Annotated in this window: 22 protein-coding genes and 1 pseudogene; 10 read left to right on the top strand and 13 right to left on the bottom strand. The window is 66.6% G+C overall.

Going from position 1 to position 15,498, the window contains the following annotated elements:
• Positions 1–117: 117 nt before the first annotated feature.
• A complete protein-coding gene (locus tag CA951_RS14085) occupies positions 118–342 on the top strand; it encodes a hypothetical protein (RefSeq protein ID WP_087557415.1) in 225 nt (74 codons plus the stop codon).
• Positions 343–418: 76 nt separating this feature from the next.
• A complete protein-coding gene (locus tag CA951_RS43440; RefSeq protein WP_179220199.1) occupies positions 419–565 on the top strand; it encodes a hypothetical protein in 147 nt (48 codons plus the stop codon).
• 75 nt (positions 566–640) lie between these two features.
• On the opposite strand, the gene CA951_RS14080 is transcribed toward CA951_RS43440, so the two are convergent.
• The 3 genes from CA951_RS14080 to CA951_RS14070 form a co-directional block, all read right to left on the bottom strand.
• A complete protein-coding gene (locus tag CA951_RS14080; protein WP_087557414.1) occupies positions 641–1,321 on the bottom strand; it encodes an endonuclease in 681 nt (226 codons plus the stop codon).
• Between the two features lie 11 nt (positions 1,322–1,332).
• Positions 1,333–1,683, bottom strand: a complete 351-nt coding sequence (locus CA951_RS14075; protein ID WP_087557563.1) for an STAS domain-containing protein — start codon at positions 1,681–1,683, stop codon at positions 1,333–1,335.
• 314 nt (positions 1,684–1,997) lie between these two features.
• A complete protein-coding gene (locus tag CA951_RS14070) occupies positions 1,998–2,723 on the bottom strand; it encodes a GAF and ANTAR domain-containing protein (protein WP_087557413.1) in 726 nt (241 codons plus the stop codon).
• 188 nt (positions 2,724–2,911) lie between these two features.
• On the opposite strand from CA951_RS14070, the pseudogene CA951_RS44185 reads away from it, so the two are divergent.
• Positions 2,912–3,114 (top strand): annotated as a pseudogene (locus CA951_RS44185) (HNH endonuclease); the annotation flags it as partial.
• Positions 3,115–3,228: 114 nt separating this feature from the next.
• Complete coding sequence (locus tag CA951_RS14060; protein ID WP_087557412.1) at positions 3,229–4,965, top strand: cutinase family protein; 1,737 nt, start codon at positions 3,229–3,231, stop codon at positions 4,963–4,965.
• 6 nt (positions 4,966–4,971) lie between these two features.
• Here CA951_RS14060 and CA951_RS14055 read toward each other — a convergent pair whose 3' ends face one another.
• The 4 genes from CA951_RS14055 to CA951_RS14045 form a co-directional block, all read right to left on the bottom strand.
• Positions 4,972–5,553 carry a DinB family protein gene (locus tag CA951_RS14055; RefSeq protein ID WP_087557411.1) on the bottom strand — a complete coding sequence of 194 codons (582 nt, stop codon included), beginning with the start codon at positions 5,551–5,553 and terminating at the stop codon, positions 4,972–4,974.
• Entirely contained in the window at positions 5,550–5,873 is a 324-nt protein-coding gene (locus CA951_RS14050) for a hypothetical protein (RefSeq protein WP_087557410.1), read from the bottom strand. Before CA951_RS14050 ends, CA951_RS14055 begins: the two co-directional genes overlap by 4 nt.
• Before the next feature lie 37 nt (positions 5,874–5,910).
• Positions 5,911–6,054: a hypothetical protein gene (locus CA951_RS43435; RefSeq protein ID WP_179220188.1), complete on the bottom strand. Its 144-nt coding sequence runs from the start codon at positions 6,052–6,054 to the stop codon at positions 5,911–5,913.
• A 65-nt stretch (positions 6,055–6,119) separates the two neighbouring features.
• A complete protein-coding gene (locus CA951_RS14045) occupies positions 6,120–6,620 on the bottom strand; it encodes a DUF6328 family protein (protein WP_087557409.1) in 501 nt (166 codons plus the stop codon).
• A 135-nt stretch (positions 6,621–6,755) separates the two neighbouring features.
• On the opposite strand from CA951_RS14045, the gene CA951_RS14040 reads away from it, so the two are divergent.
• A complete protein-coding gene (locus CA951_RS14040; protein WP_087557408.1) occupies positions 6,756–7,763 on the top strand; it encodes a DNA topoisomerase IB in 1,008 nt (335 codons plus the stop codon).
• 64 nt (positions 7,764–7,827) lie between these two features.
• Here CA951_RS14040 and CA951_RS14035 read toward each other — a convergent pair whose 3' ends face one another.
• From CA951_RS14035 to CA951_RS14025, 3 genes are all read right to left on the bottom strand, one after another.
• Positions 7,828–8,100, bottom strand: a complete 273-nt coding sequence (locus tag CA951_RS14035) for a GlsB/YeaQ/YmgE family stress response membrane protein (RefSeq protein WP_087557407.1) — start codon at positions 8,098–8,100, stop codon at positions 7,828–7,830.
• A 94-nt stretch (positions 8,101–8,194) separates the two neighbouring features.
• Positions 8,195–8,431 carry a hypothetical protein gene (locus CA951_RS14030; RefSeq protein WP_005570747.1) on the bottom strand — a complete coding sequence of 79 codons (237 nt, stop codon included), beginning with the start codon at positions 8,429–8,431 and terminating at the stop codon, positions 8,195–8,197.
• A 41-nt stretch (positions 8,432–8,472) separates the two neighbouring features.
• Complete coding sequence (locus CA951_RS14025; RefSeq protein ID WP_087557406.1) at positions 8,473–9,012, bottom strand: Dps family protein; 540 nt, start codon at positions 9,010–9,012, stop codon at positions 8,473–8,475.
• Between the two features lie 493 nt (positions 9,013–9,505).
• On the opposite strand from CA951_RS14025, the gene CA951_RS14020 reads away from it, so the two are divergent.
• The 4 genes from CA951_RS14020 (at position 9,506) to CA951_RS14005 (ending at position 12,076) form a co-directional block, all read left to right on the top strand.
• Positions 9,506–9,751, top strand: coding sequence for a cold shock domain-containing protein (locus tag CA951_RS14020; protein WP_087557405.1), 246 nt, complete (start codon positions 9,506–9,508; stop codon positions 9,749–9,751).
• 147 nt (positions 9,752–9,898) lie between these two features.
• Positions 9,899–10,330 carry an ATP-binding protein gene (locus tag CA951_RS14015; protein WP_087557404.1) on the top strand — a complete coding sequence of 144 codons (432 nt, stop codon included), beginning with the start codon at positions 9,899–9,901 and terminating at the stop codon, positions 10,328–10,330.
• Positions 10,330–11,127: a SigB/SigF/SigG family RNA polymerase sigma factor gene (locus CA951_RS14010; RefSeq protein WP_087557403.1), complete on the top strand. Its 798-nt coding sequence runs from the start codon at positions 10,330–10,332 to the stop codon at positions 11,125–11,127. The genes CA951_RS14015 and CA951_RS14010 overlap by 1 nt, the downstream gene beginning before the upstream one ends.
• 178 nt (positions 11,128–11,305) lie before the next feature.
• Positions 11,306–12,076, top strand: coding sequence for a GAF and ANTAR domain-containing protein (locus CA951_RS14005; RefSeq protein ID WP_087557402.1), 771 nt, complete (start codon positions 11,306–11,308; stop codon positions 12,074–12,076).
• Positions 12,077–12,095: 19 nt separating this feature from the next.
• Here the strand turns inward: CA951_RS14005 and CA951_RS14000 are convergent, their stop codons facing one another.
• From CA951_RS14000 to CA951_RS13990, 3 genes are all read right to left on the bottom strand, one after another.
• Positions 12,096–13,538 carry a trehalose-6-phosphate synthase gene (locus tag CA951_RS14000; RefSeq protein WP_087557401.1) on the bottom strand — a complete coding sequence of 481 codons (1,443 nt, stop codon included), beginning with the start codon at positions 13,536–13,538 and terminating at the stop codon, positions 12,096–12,098.
• On the bottom strand, positions 13,535–13,990 hold the full coding sequence (locus CA951_RS13995; RefSeq protein WP_087557400.1) for an STAS domain-containing protein: 456 nt from the start codon (positions 13,988–13,990) through the stop codon (positions 13,535–13,537). The genes CA951_RS14000 and CA951_RS13995 overlap by 4 nt, the downstream gene beginning before the upstream one ends.
• 218 nt (positions 13,991–14,208) lie before the next feature.
• Complete coding sequence (locus tag CA951_RS13990) at positions 14,209–14,427, bottom strand: CDGSH iron-sulfur domain-containing protein (RefSeq protein ID WP_087557399.1); 219 nt, start codon at positions 14,425–14,427, stop codon at positions 14,209–14,211.
• Between CA951_RS13990 and CA951_RS13985 the strand changes: the two genes are divergently transcribed.
• Positions 14,428–15,498, top strand: a complete 1,071-nt coding sequence (locus tag CA951_RS13985; protein ID WP_143543054.1) for an iron-containing redox enzyme family protein — start codon at positions 14,428–14,430, stop codon at positions 15,496–15,498.

Here is a 15,498-nt window from a genome sequence, read left to right as displayed (position 1 = left end):
GTCCTTGGGGCGATTGGGGACGGCGGCCACTGGCGCGAAGGGCATGTTGTGATGTACAACGTACTCGTAAGTTTGTGACTCAGGTCACTCAGTCGCTATTACGGGGTACGCCAGCACATGACCCACACCACGGTGGAACAGCACGATCAGCGCACGACGTCGCCGTCCTGCGCCGAGGAGCCGGCACGCCGGCACACGCTGCGTCCGACCGTGTACATCGCTTCCGTCTCGGCCGCGACCGCGACCGCGCCCGCCATCGTCGTCACGGGGTCCGTTCTCGTCGCGGTGGCCACTTCCGTGTCAGTGCTCGCTGCCGTTGCACTCGCCGCGCTCCTGATCTGACCGTCGTCCGTATCGCGGACGCACCCCTCGACCACCCCGCGGCTCTCGCCGACGCGGAAGACAGAAAGCACTGGCAATGAACACCTTCACTCCCGTCTCCGCTCGCAATCGTGGCTTCGCCCCTTCCCGCGGCTCGATGAGCACGGTGGAGATCAAGAACCGCATCGAAGCGATGTTCCGCGAGGACGACGACCGCGAGTCGATTGCGATTCGGCCGGAGTAGGGCGTCGGCTCTCACGAACTCTCGCCACGCACCTCGTCGCGAAGGTGCGATTCGGCCGGAGTAGGGCGTCGGCTCTCACGAACTCTCGCCACGCACCTCGTCGCGAAGGTGCGAGTCGAGGGAGACCCGCACGAGGGCGGCCGCCAGTTCCGCGACCCGGCCGTGCGGGACGAGGTCGGACAGTGCGTCGGGATCGTCCGGTAGCCCCAGATCGCGCGCAGACTCGCGCGCCCGCATGTCGAAGTAGGGGCGCACCCACGGCCACACGTCCTGCACTTCCCGGAGAAAGATGTCGGCGCCCACCGGGCCGATCCCGTCGAATTCGGTCAGTAACCGGACCGCGCCGGAGGTCGCGTGATCGCAGGCGCGAGCCAGCCGCCGTAGGTCGCCGCCGTACTCCTCGTCGACTCGCACCGCGGCGGCGTGCAGACGGGTAGCCGTGCTTTCGTCGTAGCGAACGTAATTTCCTCGGCCGAGCGCAGAGATCATGGTGCGGCGGTCCCCCTCACGCATTGCGCGCGGGCTGCGCAGTCCCGCACGAAAGAGTTCCCTGGCCGCCGAGACGGCGATCTCCGAGGAGATTCGCGTGCTCAGAAGCAGCGACAGCGTCAGTAGTTGGAAGAGCGGTGTGGGAGTGTCTTTCAGGGTGATGTGCGACGCGGACGCGTATGTGGGGCCGGCCTTGTCGAGAAGCCGGCTCACGATTTCCGCAGCGGCGGACTTCGCACCCGCACGGGTGGGTTGATTCCCAGGCATCGCCGCTCCGATCAAGTGTGCGCGATCTTCTCCACCCTGTCGAACGCGTCGTGGACCGTGCTGAAGGTCGGAATCGTCGCGCTCAATCCGATGGCCTCGATGGGGCGCAATACCGCACGATTTCCCGCGAGCGCCCACGTAATGTGCTGCCGCCTGGCCGATTCCGCGAACTCGGAGAGGATCGACAATCCCGACGTTCCGACGAAGTCGACTGCCGTCATGTCGACGATGACGCGTGAGAAGGCGCCCCCGTCGGTCAGATGAGCGAGGGCAAGCGCGAAGGATGGTGCAGCGAGCACATCGATGTCGCCCGAGATCCGCCCCACGGTGGCGTCGGCGAACGGTGCGAATTCGACGGTCATGCGCAGACTGCGGTCGTGAAGCGCATCCCGTGTGGAGTGGGCGGCGGGTGACGCAGTCGGGGGAGTGCGGTGGAACGACATGCGTGACAGTTTCATGACCCCTCCGATCGCGTGCAACCTTGTCGGTCTCAGTGCGCTATCGGCGGAAAGAGCGCACCGGCAGGAGGATCACAGTGGCATGGGAGTGCGCGGAAATCCGTCCACCGCGCACTGCTGCGGCCTCCAAACAAACTGCGGCTGTGTTCTCAACCACGCGCGATCAACACTACGTCGCCACCAGGTGGGCATCAACCGATTGTCTACACCGCCCGAACTCAGTCGAACTTCGAGTTGTGATGCGCGATGACTTCCCGTGCGACGCCTGTCAGCTTGATGTTCATATCCTGCGACGTCTTACGCAACAGGTCGAACGCCCTGTCCTCGGAGATGTCGTGGAAGGCCATCATCAGTCCGATGGCTTTCCCGATCTCGCGGTTGCTGGCGAGGCCATCACGTAGCGTCTGCGCTTCCTCGTGTTCGTGCAGCGCTGTCAGGGTCACCGCCGCGAACGCCGTGATCAGAATCGCCTGATCGATCGACTTGTCGGTGAACTCTCCGGGGTTGTCCGCGAACAAATTAAGTGCGCCTACCTTGCGTCCGCGGATCACGAGCCGGAACCCTGCGGCGCCTCGGACGGGCGTCTCGGCAATTGTGCGCCGGGCGAGCCGCGGCCACTGCGTCGACCGAGCGAGTTCGGTCTCTACCTGCGGTGCGTCGTTTTCGATCGCGTCGAGGCAGGGGCCTTCCTGCTCGGCTCGCTCGAGTGCATCGACGTGCGCTGCGACCTCGTCGCTCGCCGCCACGGTGATGTGACGATCATTCTGCTTCAGCATGAGGCTGGCATGCGCACACCCGGGAACCAGAGTCGCCGCGGCATCGCAGATGGCCTGGTAGACGTGATCGAAGTCGTCGCCGTTGTACACCATCTCGGCCAGCTTCGCGAAGACAGCACTGGGACTGTCGCCCCCCATACGTCCCGTCGCCGAGAGTTCATTCGGCATGACTAGCCTCCCGAGGTGCGACAACGCGGCGTGAACCGGGCGCCGCAGTTCGAGCGACGTCCGCCCAATTCTGCCAGAACGGCGACAACCACCGGTGGATCGAGCCGACGGCACGACCGGGGACCGACCCCGGTCCGACTACTGCCGCGGCTGCGACCGCTGCGTACTATCGAACGTATTTTCGACCCCCGATCCGCCATCACGACCACATCCTTTCGCCGAAACAAGGGCGCCACCACGGCACGTAACGGGGCGGGTTTGTGCGCGGCGTGCAATTACGCGAAGGAAGGCGACCGGACATCACTACCGGTCGGCGGCCCCACGACTCCCGTCCGCGGCGCGGAGGTCGGAAATCGAGACGATCCTCGTCGCGCATCTCCGAGCGTCCTGAAACGACGTCTGCCAGGCACCGTGTAACACCGCTGCGGCGTTGCGCGACTTGTCTGTTAACGCGTTGACACCTACTCGGGTGTTCGGCACGCGCCACGAACGGATGGGGTAGACCATGAAACGTCGTGTTTCAGCACGCAAGGTCGCGCATCGACGGAGGATCGCAGGCAGTCTGGTCGCCCCTGGCGCACTGGGACTGGCGGCGCTGCTCGCGACACCGTGGTCGAACCCGGGCTCACCTGCCACGACGGCGACAGCCTTGACCGCAGCGGCCTCGGACGCGTGCTACGACATGGTCAGCATCGCCGTGGCCGGCCGTGGTGACAGCCCTAGGCCGGGCACCCACCAGATGCTCGTGGCACCCGACGGCACGCCGCTTCCCGCGTCGTACTCCAGCAACTACGCCAGCCCCTGGATCGATGAGGTGGTGAACGCGCCGCAGCAGTCCGTCGGCGGAGGGTCCTACGCCGCGGTGTACGTCGAGTACCCGGCGAACATGAACTCTTACGAGGACGCCGTGAACGCCGGCGTCGACAACGCCGAAACTGTCATGCGTTCCATTCATGCGTCGTGCCCGGACACCAAGTTCTCGATCGTCGGCTACAGCGAAGGCGCCGACGTCGCGAGACGGGTTGCGATGGAAGTCGGGAATCAGGACGGCCAGGACGGTTCGTACGACATCCTCGATCCCGCTTCCGTTGTCGGTGTCGTCATCCTGGCGGACGCCGGCCGCACCCTCGGCGAAGGAGCATTTCCGGGCGCCGAGAACGAATTCCGCAATCCTGACGGTTTCGATCTCGCCTACCAGTCGGGTCAGACCGGCACCGCCGGACGCGGTGCGCTGCCCGGGACGTCCGGCAGTTTCGGCGCCTTGGACGGGAAGGTGGCATCGTTCTGCTCGGAAGCCGATCTGACCTGCTCCGCACCCGAGAACATCGCGCTGCTGCAACTCGCCATCAACGCGGGACGGCAGTTGAACATCGACGCGCTGCAGAAGGAGGGCCTGACCCCGGCGACGGGACAGGATCTCGCGGTGGTACTCGGGCAGATCGCCCTCGCCGCGTTCGCGGACATCCAGTCGCAGGACAATTGGATGCAGTCCGACGAGACGTTCCTCGATGTGTTGGTCAAGGTGTCGGATCCGGCATACAAGCCCGCCGATTCCGCTGCGACGCAATCGAACACGCAGGCCGGTCCGATCTCGTCCAATCAGGCGGTCGACTTGGTCTACCTGCCCGCCAAGGTGCGGAACGAAATCATCGGGTTCATCGCGGACAATCAGAATACGATCCAGGTGGCGATGAGCGATCCGTACCAGCAGACGCTGGGTGAGGGGACGGGCCACCACTTCGACTACTGGCGTGATGCGAACGCAGGAAACGGGAAACCGTTGACCTCTGCACAGTACGCAGCGGCCTGGCTGACACACCTCGCGCAGGAAGCGGAGAAGGGCGAGGCGCGCACGGCTGCTGCGGAGCAGCCCACCGCGAAACTCGCCGCCGCCTCGACGAAGGACGCGGAAGCGGCGCAGGTCGCACCCACCACCACCACCGACGCGAAGAAGCCCGAGTTGGCGAGCAACCCGGCCGGCAACTCGGTCAGTGCAACCACGACGACCCCCAGTGCACCGGCACCCACGACGCTCGCATCCACGACGTCGCCGGAACCCACGACAGCCGCGGAGATGGCCGCCGCAGCAGCAACGACGTCGCCGTCTGCGCCGCAGGCCGTCTCGGAACCCTCCCCGGTGACGACCACCACGGCGGAACCCACGACGACGCCGGCAGCGGAGTCGGTTGCGGCGACCACGCCGGTTGTCACCACGACGACTGTGCAACCGGCGGCCGGGTGAACGCGGTCAGCCGCGGCCGGCCTCCCGCGCCGCCCGTTCGAGGCGGGCCCGGTAGTTCTCCCACCACGTGCGCTCTGCGGTAGGCACGTTGCCGTTGTCCGCTCTCAGTCCGACGGTTCCGTCGACGAGTTCCCGGACGATGTCGGCGTGCCCCGCGTGCCGGTGCGTTTCGGCGATCACGTGCAGGAGAATCCGATGCAGCGTGACGTCGCGGCGGTCTTCCGGCCAGTGCCGTATCCGGCCGGGCGCGTCGAGCGGCAGCGCCCGGATGGTGGCGTCCGTGTGCTCCCACGCCCGGCGGTACAGGCCGACGACGTATTCGCGGGACTCGTCGGCGGTTGCCCACATGTCCGCGTTGTCTTCGGCGTCGTCGGTCACCCACGGTGGGAATTCGACGGATCGGCAGAACGGCTCCCCGAAGTAGCCGATCTCGACGCCGGTCAGGTGTTTGACCATCCCCAGCAGGTTCGTGCCGGTCGCGGTCATCGGTCGGCGGATGTCGTACTCGGACAACCCGTCCAACTTCCACAGCAGGGCATCTCGTGCGGCCTGAAGGTAGTCGTGGAGGTCCGCCTTCGGATCGGTCAATGACCTTCCTGATCGGTCAACGTTTCGCCTTCGAGTGCTTTGACGCGCCGCCGTTCGAGGAGAACCAGGACGGTGCCGAGCACGAGGCACAGGACGCAGGCGATTCCGCCGATCAGCGCCCAGCCCTCGAATCCGTAGCCCGCCGCGACCAGGGTCAACCCGAGCACGGCGATTCCGGCGGCGATGAGGATGTACCCGGGCCAATTCCGGCCGTCGGTGATCGCTTCACCGACGTGGTTGCGCATGGTATGGGCGTCGTCCTGTGGACGGAATTCGGAATTCAACTCATGGCTGGGCCCGTTGTCCGGCTGATACGTCACAACATTCCTCCTGTGCTCGAGCGGCGGTTCGGGTTTGTCAGTCGTTTTCGGCGTCGGCGGAGTCCTCCGTCAACTCGGGCGCGTTTTCTCTAGTGGCCATGCCGCCGTCCTTGCCGTGATCGGCTGGGCCCGGGCGGCCACCTTTTGGTTCGTCCTTCTCGCCGTGCGTGCTCTCGGACACGATCACCCTCTCCTTCCGCTGCCCCCGTTTCGCCTACCCGGAAGCCGTCGGACCAAAACGCGGGCTCACCGGTGCCGCGACTGCAGGACTGCGGCGAAGCCCCAGAGTCCGCAGAACATCGCCAATGCGACAGCGGCGGCGACGGCTCCTGCGAGGGGTGAGATGACGAAACTGAAGATCAACGCCACCACACCGATCAGTGCCAGGCCGAGGGTGGCGATGCCACAGATCGCGAGCCGATGCGAGGCCGCGACAAGTTCGGGGAGTGCGTGCCTGCGGAACAGCATGCGGTGCAGACCGACGGGCGCGACGAGCAGCATCGTCGACGTCACCGACAGGGCGACCGTCGCCAGATAGATGCCGACCTCGCTGTCCGTGAGGTCCTCGAACCGTTGCTGGAACGGCAACGTCAGCAGGAAGCCGGTGAGCAGTTGCACACCGGTCTGCACGACGCGCAGTTCTTGGAGAAGACCGCTCCAGTTGCGGTCGAGCCGCTGAGTTTCGGTCTCGTGGCGGGCGCGGTAGTTCCAGTCGGCGTCGTCGCGCTCCGGCCCTCGACTGTCCATTCCTAACGAATACCCCATTGTGGACGCGAGACCACTGGTTCACACGAAATCGGCGGATCGCGTGACGGTGTGGCTTCGTGGGTATCACGAGATCCGGAGACCTGCACGGTTCCGGCACGGACAGGAGGGGCACAGATGCGGTTGCGGAACAGTGATCCGTCCTCGGCGGGTATTCGCCGGCGACGGCGGGGCCGAGGCTTCTCCTACGAGGCTCCCGACGGGTCGTCCGCCGTGTCGGACGACGACAGGGCGCGCATCGACGCTCTGGTCATCCCGCCCGCGTGGCGGAAGGTGTGGATCTGTCCGCACGCGAACGGTCATATTCAGGCGGTCGGTGTGGATGCCGCGGGACGCCGCCAGTACCTGTACCACGAACGGTGGCGGCAGGAACGCGACGCGGAGAAATACGACCGGGTGCTGTCGCTCGCCGCGCGCCTGCCGGAATGGCGGGAGCACGTGGGGGAAGCGCTGCGCCGCCGAGGCCGGGGGAGGTACCGCGTCGAGGCGGTCGCGCTGCGGATGCTCGATCGCGGTGTCCTGCGGATCGGTGGCGAGGAGTACGCCGAGGAGCACGGTTCACGGGGTGTCGCGACACTGCTGCGCGAACACGTCACCGTGCGGGCCGACGAAGTGCAACTCGACTTCCCGGCCAAGAGCGGGGTTCAGCGGACCCTGGCGTTCGAAGACGCCGCCCTCGCGACCGCCCTGCGTTCGCTGTTGCGTGCGGACGCGCCGCCGAGCGATCGGCTTCTCGTCTATCGCAGGGGCGGCAAGTGTTTCGAGGTACATGCCGACGACGTCAATGCCCGGTTCAAGGACGTGGCGGGGGACGAGTACACCGTCAAGGATCTTCGGACCTGGCACGCGACCGTGATCGCCGCGGTGGCGTTCGCGGACATCGGTGCCGCCTCGTCGAAGCGGGCCCGCAGTTCCGCGGAAACCGAGGTGATGCGCGAGGTCGCGAGCGTACTGGGTAACACCCCGCAGGTCGCGCGGACGTCGTACGTCGATCCGCGGGTGATCACCGCGTTCGACTCGGGGCACACCATCGCGTCGTCGTTGCGGCGAGCCCGGCGGGCGTCGTCCGAGGACGCAGAGCGGGAAGTGGTGGAGAGGGCGGTGATCCGCCTGCTGGGGCGATGACCGGGCCGGGGCACGCAGAAATCGGGCCTGCCCATCGTGTGACAGGCAGGCCCGATTCCGGAAATCAACGCGTCACACGTCGCCCGGTGACGAGCTTGACCAGGAACAGGAGTATCACCGCGCCGAGGAGGCAGGTGAAGAAGCTGAACCAGAGACCGCCGCCTTCGACGTCGGTGCCGAAGAGGCTGAGGATGAAGCCGCCGAGGAGTCCGCCGACGATTCCGACGACGATGTTGAGGATGATCCCCATCTGGGCGTCGGTCTTCATGATCTTGCTGCCGATCCATCCGGCGAGGCCGCCGATGATGATCCAGCCCAGAATTCCCAGTCCTAGCACGTATCAGTCCTTTCAGGGTGAGTGCCACCGGCGGTCGCCGGTGTCAATCGGAGCGGAGACGTTCGGTGCGTGCCGGGTTCCGGCCCGCAGCGTGTCACTGTTCGGCGCGCTGGCGTGCTTCTTGCGCCTCGGCCTTGCCGCGGGCCTTCTCCGCTTCGGCTTCCTTCGCGGCGGCCTCGCGCTGGGCGGCGGCTTTGTCCTGCTGCGCCTTGCCCTCGCGAGTGAGGTCGTCCTGGCCGGACACCGCGCCCGCGGCTTCCTTCGCTTTGCCCTTGACGTCTTCGACGACGCCCTTGACGGCTTCTGCCGGTCCGCTGTTGTTCTCAGCCATGTTCGTCACCTTTCGGTAGTGGGTAAGAGGGTTGTCCGTACTTAACGCGCTTGCGAGGCGGCCTGCTTCTCGGACTGCGCACCGTTGGTGGAGAGGCTGCCGCCGGAGTTCTCGAGGTGGGCGCGCACGAACCACTGGAACTTCTCGAGTTCGCCGGTCTGGCCGATGAGAAGGTCCTCGGTGATCGGGTCGAGGTCGCCCGTTTCGGCGATCGCCTTGCGGTTGTCCTCGACGACGCCGCTGTACACGAGGTCGAGGGCACCGAGGTGCGCCTGCGCCGTGTCGCGGTTCACGGAGTAGTCGTCCCACGTGCGGTCGCGGGTGATGGCGGCCGGTGTGCCGTCGGGCGACTTTCCCAGGGCGGCGATGCGTTCGGCGACCGCGTCTGCGTAGCCGCGCACCAACTCGACCTGCGGGTCGATCATCTCGTGCACGCCGATGAAGTTCGGACCTACCACATTCCAGTGAACGTGCTTGAGCGTCAGATGCAGATCGTTGTAGGCGCTGAGCCGCTTCTGCAGGATGTCGGCGACTCGCGCTCCCTGCTCGTCGGAAAGACCCGGCACGGTGAATTTCGACATTCTCGGTCCTCTCTTTCGCTTGCTGACTGCCTGCGGAACCCCGGGGCGTGGATGCCCCGTTCGGTCGCCTGCGTGTGGGGGCGGCGCCTGGTGAACTCACCGCGTACCCGTGACGGAAGGTCTCGAATCACGGGCCCCTACCTCGCCGGCGACTTCTGTTCGTATCGGCGAACGTTGTCGACTCGATCGCTGAAGTTCCGACGCCTCGACCGTACTACAAAATCTATGCCTGGCAAATCAGATCTTCTGTGGTCGCCAAAGCGGATGCGTTGTGTCCGCCAGATCTCGATTGTGCAAACGCTCGGCGCGAACCGCCCCGTACTCGAAAGAGACCCACTATTTTCGGGTTGATCGGGTTGATTCGACCAGGGGGTCGACAGTGTGCACGCCGAGGAGGAGCAATGCTCAACGTGACTCTGCTCGTGGTTCTACTCGTTGCGAGCTTGGGGGGCGGCGCCGCGCTCCGCGGCCTGGCCGATCGGAGGGCGGCACGATGAGCACCGGCGACACACTGCCTGCCCGTCCGTCGACGGCCCTGCAGACCGGCACGGTGCGATGGTTCAACGTTGACCAGGGTTTCGGCTTCCTCGCGCCGGCCGACGGATCCGACGACGTCTTCGTCCACATCTCCGAAATCGCCGGAGACGGTCACCGCATCCTCGTCGACGGGCAGCGCGTCAGTTTCACCGTCTGCCGCACCGACACCGGCAACCAGGCACGCGACGTCCGGATCGCCTGAGACCCACCGAATCGGGTTCGTCGAACCACACGTCAGGAACACATTCGGGACACGTCCGCGCTTTCGTTCGCCGGCGGGTTGAGGGCCGCGGCAGCTGGGTACGCTGCCGAGAGTCGCAGAAACCGACGACACAGACGTGGAGTGCAGATGGCCGAGGTCGACGAGGTTAGACGAATGAAAACGAGATCCGGTGTGCCCGTGGAACTTCGTGTGGCGGCGGAGTTCGAACAATTGCCTGTGGTGCGCGCCGTGGCGGAAACTCTCGCCGTTCTGGGAGACTTCACGCTCGACGACGTCGCCGATATCAAACTCGCCGTGGACGAGGTGTGTTCGGAACTGATCGCGGCTACGCCGGGAAGTGCTGAACTGACGTGCTCCTTCGCGGTGACGGAAACCGGGTTGCACGTGACGATCAGTGCACCCCTCAGCCGGCGTGGGGTGCCGAACCGGGAGAGTTTCGGGTGGCACGTGCTCGAGACGTTGATGAATGCGGTGTCGGTGTCGGAGGGACCTGTCGGCAACGGGTCCGTCGAGCGGACCGTGGCGGTGGAACTGGTCAAATACCGGGGCACCAACTAGTGTCACCGGTTTCGGAACGCAGCGAACGGCACCGTCCCGGCAGAGACGACTACAAGGACGTGGCGCCCTCGGTGGCGCACCTGCGAACCCTGGAGGCGTCGTCGCGGGAGGCGTCCACGTTGCGCGACGAGATCATCACCCGTTGCCTTCCGCTGGCCGATCACATCGCCCGCCGGTTCGGCGGTCGCGGCGAGGCGCACGAGGACCTGCTGCAGGTCGCCCGCCTCGGGCTGGTGAAGGCGGTCGACCGCTTCGATCCGGACCGCGGCTTCGACTTCGTGTCCTACGCGGTGCCCACGATCATGGGTGAGGTTCGCCGGTACTTCCGCGACACCGGGTGGTCGATGCGGGTGCCCCGGCGCATGCAGGAACTCCACGCGTTGATCGCCAAGGCCGTCGACGAGCTGTCGCAGGAACTGGGGCGGTCGCCGTCGGCGAGTGAGATCGCGGCCGAACTCGAACTCGACGTCCGGGAAGTGTCCGAGGGCCTGCTCGCGAAGAATGCCTACCAAACCTTGTCGATGGATGCGGCCATGGGAGATGACCCCGACGACCTTCCCCTCGCCGAGACACTCGGCGAGGAGGACCCGGAGCTCGCGAACGTGGAGAGTCACGCCTCGGTGCGGCCGGCGCTGGAGAAACTTCCGCCGCTCGAACGCCGAGTGCTGATGTTGCGCTTCTTCGGTTCGATGACCCAGACGGAAATCGCGCAGCGCGTGGGCGTCTCACAGATGCAGGTCTCGCGGATCCTGGCACGCACCCTGTCCGGGTTGCGGGAGCAGTTGGGCGGCGGCTGAGCGGACCGGATCGGCTCGTTCGAACCGCTTCCGGTGAACCGGCCGCGCCCGGCGACGGGATCGGTGGACGAAGTCGGTTCCCGGGTCGAGTAAAGTCTCCTCGACGGTAGAGACAACTGCTGCGTTCGTTCAGTGGGTGTCCTGTCGGTTACACCCGGAATCCGAGGTGTATCCGAGAATGGCCGAGACTGCGGGTGAGCACCCTGAGTCGATGTCCCCCGATCTGGACGGGGCGACGATCGCTGCCCAATTGGGCTCCTTGGCAACCGCGTTGGACGAGTTCAATCGGAACTCCGGTTCACAGGTGGAGATGGGCCTGCTGCTGCAACGGGTCTGCGAGCAGGTGGTGGACGCGCTCGCCGGCGCCGACATGGCCGGAGTTTCGTTGCTGCGCGACGGCCGCGTCGAGACCGTCGCCTTCACCGACGAGGCGGTCCGGCAGATCGACATCGAGAACTTCCAGGCCATCGACGGCGACTACTTCGGTGTCGCGGGCACACGGAAGGTCGTCAAGGCGAGACTCGGGGAGGCCGCGACCCGGTGGCCGTCCCTCGCCGACAACCTCGACCAGGCCGGCATGCGCAGTTTCCTGTCCGCACCGCTGGCTGTCGACGAGGCCCTCGCCGGCACGCTCAACATCTACGGGCAGGGCGATCACGGTTTCAGCGAACTCGACGCCGTGGTGCTCCTCGTCTACACCACGGCGATCGAGGGGCTGCTCAGGAGCGCGCGCAGCGTGGAGTTGGCCAGGAACGAGGTGACGGGCCTCACGCGGGCCATGAAGAGCCGCGCCGTCATCGAGCAGGCCAAGGGGATCGTGATGGCACTGCGGGGTGTGTCCGCGGACCAGGCGTTCGACATCCTCGTCGCGCAGTCGCAACAGGAGCACGTCAAGTTGGCGGAGGTGGCGCGCCGCATCGTCGAATCGGTGACGACGAATCCGGAGTGAGGCGTGGCGGGGGCGGTAATCAGTCGGTGATGACCGGGGCCAGCGCGCCGAGGAAGGACCGCGCCCATCGGTGCACGTCGTGGTCGAGCACCTGCCGGTGCAGCCGCGACATGCGCCGCCGCCCCTGCTCCCGCTCCTGGTCGAGTGCGGCGACGATCGTGTTCTTCACGCCGTCGAGGTCGTGCGGGTTCACCAGGTAGGCGCCCCGGAGTTCGGCGGCGGCCCCCGCGAATTCGCTGAGCACCAGCGCACCGCCCAGGTCGGCCCGGCAGGCGACGTATTCCTTCGCCACGAGATTCATTCCGTCGCGCATCGGAGTGACGAGCATGACGTCGGCGGCGAGGAACAGCGCGATCAGCTCGCTGCGATCGACGGGCTGGTAGAGGTAGTGCACCACCGGCCTGCCGATCTGACCGTGATCACCGTTGATGTGGCTGACCTGCTCCTCGATGGAACTGCGCATCTTGATGTAGTGCTCGACGCGTTCGCGGCTCGGGGTGGCGAGCTGCACCATCACGGTGTCGGACGGGTCGAGGCGCCCCTCGTCGAGGAGTTCGCCGAGCGCCGACAGCCGCAGGTCGATGCCTTTCGTGTAGTCGAGCCGGTCGACGCCGAGGAGTATCTTCCGGGGGTTCCCGAGCTCCCGGCGGATCTCTTGGGCTCGTTCGACGATGGCGGGGTCGGTGGCCTGCTCGACCAGTTGCCGGGCGTCGACGGAGATGGGGAACGCACCGACCTGCACGACACGGTCGTCGAGCGTCACCCGGCCGAGTGCGCCGCGCACCCCGACGCCTGCCGTGGTGGCGTCGAGTTCCAGCAGCCTGCGGGCCAGGAACAGGAAGTTGTGGGCGCCCCCCGGCAGATGGAAACCGATGAGATCGGCCCCGAGAAGCCCCTCCACGATCTCCTTCCGCCACGGCAGCTGCATGAACAGTTCGACCGGCGGGAACGGGATGTGAAGGAAGAATCCGATGGTCAGGTCGGGGCGCATCTCCCGGAGCAGGCGCGGCACCAGCTGGAGCTGGTAGTCCTGCACCCACACGGTGGCGCCCTCGGCCGCGGTGCGAGCCGTCTCCTCGGCGAAGTGGCGATTCACTTCCAAGTAGGTGTGCCACCAGTCCCGGTCGAAGACCGGGGCCACCAGCACGTCGTGGTACAGCGGCCACAGCGTCGCGTTCGAGAATCCCTCGTAGTACCGCGACACCTCGTCCGAACTCAATTCCACCGGGTACAGGTCGATCCCGCCGGAGACGATCGGTTCGACCTTCGTGTCGGGCACCCCGGGCCAGCCCACCCAGGAACCGCGGTCCCGGTCGAGGAGGATCGGCTCGAGGGCTGTGACGAGGCCTCCGGGACTGCGCTTCCAGCGTGTCGTTCCGTCGTCGAGGGTCTCCATGTCCACGGGCAGCCGGTTGGCGACCACCACGAAGTCGGACGTGCCGTGCGGGGCGGAATCAGTCACGCGGAGCGCCCACCCCGCTGTATTCCGCCGGCGACCAGCCGGAACGCGTCCTCCAGGTTTGTGCAGAAGGGGATGGACGCGGCCATGTTCATCGCGGTCAACGGCCTGCGGAGAGCGTTGTTCCCGGTTACTGCCCACGGCACGGTGAGCCGGTGCGCGCGGGCGGACATGATCTCCAGGATCGGCAGCGCCGACGCACACAGGAATTGGACGTCGGAGAGGTCGAGCACGAACGGTAACCGCTCGTCGATTGCTTCCTCGAGATGACTTCCGAACGATGGAAGTGTGGTGACGTCGATGTCGCCGGAGATCCGGACGACCAGGATCCCGCCGGCACCCGGCGCACTGTCGACGGCGAGCCGCCCGTGTTCCGGCTCCGCCGCCCAGCTGAACAGCGTCGTATCGGTGGCGGGGTCGGTGGGTGTCGGCAGCGCACTGAGAACGGATTTCATGTCGTTTCCTCACGGTCGAGCAACGAAGGAGACAGGCACGAGAGAAGGCGCGGGAACCGTGCCCGTCCATTGCGGCTGGGGGCTCAACCGTGCAGGTCTCCGACGTTACCTCATTCTGCCGAGGGTGGCAGGAGGCTTTCCGACTTCGGGTCTCCGCCGCGGCCGGTCCTTATTATTTTCGGCTGCGCCACTGCACTTCTCGCCAGGCCGCCGCGGCTCTACGGTCGACGGCGCCGCTTTTTGTGCGAACTGTCGCAGAACGGGGCGATGCTCGTCCGCCCGCACCGGCACAGTGCCACGGTGGCCCGATCGCCGCCGATCGGGTTACCTTCGGTGTCGAGGATCCGCGCCGCACCACGCACCAGGAGCGGGCCGTCCGGGCAGACGGTGATGGTCACGTCGGATTCGTCGGCCCCGGATATGGGAATGGAGTTCATATGACCACTTTGCACTCTCAGTCGGCGTCGGGCACGGTGCCGCGATCGGGAACGTCCATGCCCTGTCCGGCGCCGCGCGGTCCCGTCAGCGGTTTCCTGTTCCCCATTCTGCGCGGAGACGCCGCCGATGCCGAGCCGTTCGTGGTGGCGGCGCGCGCCCTCGCCGCGGCGGAGCGCGACGACCCGCGGGCCTTCCTGTTCGACGAGGACGCGCAGATCTGCCTGACCGCCCTGTACGAACTGCATCTGCAGGGAATCGCCGGGGTCGACGACCGGTGGGAGTGGAACAGCGACCTCATCGCCGCCCGGTCGGCGCTGGAGGTGCCGTTCGATGCCGCGATCCGCGCGCTCGCAGATCCTCCGACGGGCGTCGACGACGTCGTGGCGGCGCTGTGGGAGATGACCGCCCCCAGCACGGCGCCGGGACTGTCCGGGCACATGGCCCACGACGCGGATCTCACCCAGTTCCGGGAACTGCTGATCCACCGTTCCCTCAACCAGTTGCGAGAGGCGGACGTGCACACGCTCGGCATTCCGCGGCTCGCGGGCGCACCGAAGGCGGCGCTGGTGGAGGTGCAGTCCGACGAATACGGTGGCGGCAGGCCCGAGCGCATGCACTCGGCGTTGTTCGCGACGACGATGCGCGAACTCGGACTGTCCGACGCGTACGCGCACTACGTCGACGCGGTGCCCGCCGTGACGCTGGCGTCTCTGAACGCACTGTCCCTGTTCGGACTCCACCGCAGTCGTCTCGGCGCCCTGGTGGGGCACCTGTGCGCGGTGGAGACCACGTCCGCGTTGCCGAGTAAGAAGTACGCTGCCGGTCTACGTCGGCTCGGGTTCGGGAAGGCGGCCACCCTGTTCTTCGACGAGCACGTGGAAGCCGACTCCGTGCACGAACAGATCGTGTGCCGGGACCTCGCCGGCGGGCTCGTCGCCGCACGGCCGGCGGTCGGCGACGACGTCCTGCTGGGCGCCGCGGCATGCCTGGCGTTCGACGATCTGGTCGGCGACCACGTCACCGCGTGCTGGGACCGCAATCGCACGTCTCTGCGGCAGCCGACCGGATAG

This window comes from Rhodococcus sp. NCIMB 12038 (assembly GCF_002165735.1).
Classification (GTDB): Bacteria; Actinomycetota; Actinomycetes; order Mycobacteriales; family Mycobacteriaceae; genus Rhodococcus_F.
This window is presented reverse-complemented; position numbering and strand designations above follow the sequence as displayed.

Coding starts and splice junctions, on each gene's coding strand:
- CA951_RS14075 (WP_087557563.1), bottom strand. CDS start 1,683: ATGACCGTCGAATTCGCACCGTTCGCCGACGCCACCGTGGGGCGGATC.
- CA951_RS13985 (WP_143543054.1), top strand. CDS start 14,428: ATGACCACTTTGCACTCTCAGTCGGCGTCGGGCACGGTGCCGCGATCG.
- CA951_RS14030 (WP_005570747.1), bottom strand. CDS start 8,431: ATGGCTGAGAACAACAGCGGACCGGCAGAAGCCGTCAAGGGCGTCGTC.
- CA951_RS14045 (WP_087557409.1), bottom strand. CDS start 6,620: ATGGACAGTCGAGGGCCGGAGCGCGACGACGCCGACTGGAACTACCGC.
- CA951_RS14040 (WP_087557408.1), top strand. CDS start 6,756: ATGCGGTTGCGGAACAGTGATCCGTCCTCGGCGGGTATTCGCCGGCGA.
- CA951_RS13990 (WP_087557399.1), bottom strand. CDS start 14,427: ATGAACTCCATTCCCATATCCGGGGCCGACGAATCCGACGTGACCATC.
- CA951_RS43440 (WP_179220199.1), top strand. CDS start 419: ATGAACACCTTCACTCCCGTCTCCGCTCGCAATCGTGGCTTCGCCCCT.
- CA951_RS13995 (WP_087557400.1), bottom strand. CDS start 13,990: ATGAAATCCGTTCTCAGTGCGCTGCCGACACCCACCGACCCCGCCACC.
- CA951_RS14080 (WP_087557414.1), bottom strand. CDS start 1,321: ATGCCTGGGAATCAACCCACCCGTGCGGGTGCGAAGTCCGCCGCTGCG.
- CA951_RS14085 (WP_087557415.1), top strand. CDS start 118: ATGACCCACACCACGGTGGAACAGCACGATCAGCGCACGACGTCGCCG.
- CA951_RS14025 (WP_087557406.1), bottom strand. CDS start 9,012: ATGTCGAAATTCACCGTGCCGGGTCTTTCCGACGAGCAGGGAGCGCGA.
- CA951_RS14005 (WP_087557402.1), top strand. CDS start 11,306: ATGGCCGAGACTGCGGGTGAGCACCCTGAGTCGATGTCCCCCGATCTG.
- CA951_RS14020 (WP_087557405.1), top strand. CDS start 9,506: ATGAGCACCGGCGACACACTGCCTGCCCGTCCGTCGACGGCCCTGCAG.
- CA951_RS14060 (WP_087557412.1), top strand. CDS start 3,229: ATGAAACGTCGTGTTTCAGCACGCAAGGTCGCGCATCGACGGAGGATC.
- CA951_RS14070 (WP_087557413.1), bottom strand. CDS start 2,723: ATGCCGAATGAACTCTCGGCGACGGGACGTATGGGGGGCGACAGTCCC.
- CA951_RS14015 (WP_087557404.1), top strand. CDS start 9,899: ATGGCCGAGGTCGACGAGGTTAGACGAATGAAAACGAGATCCGGTGTG.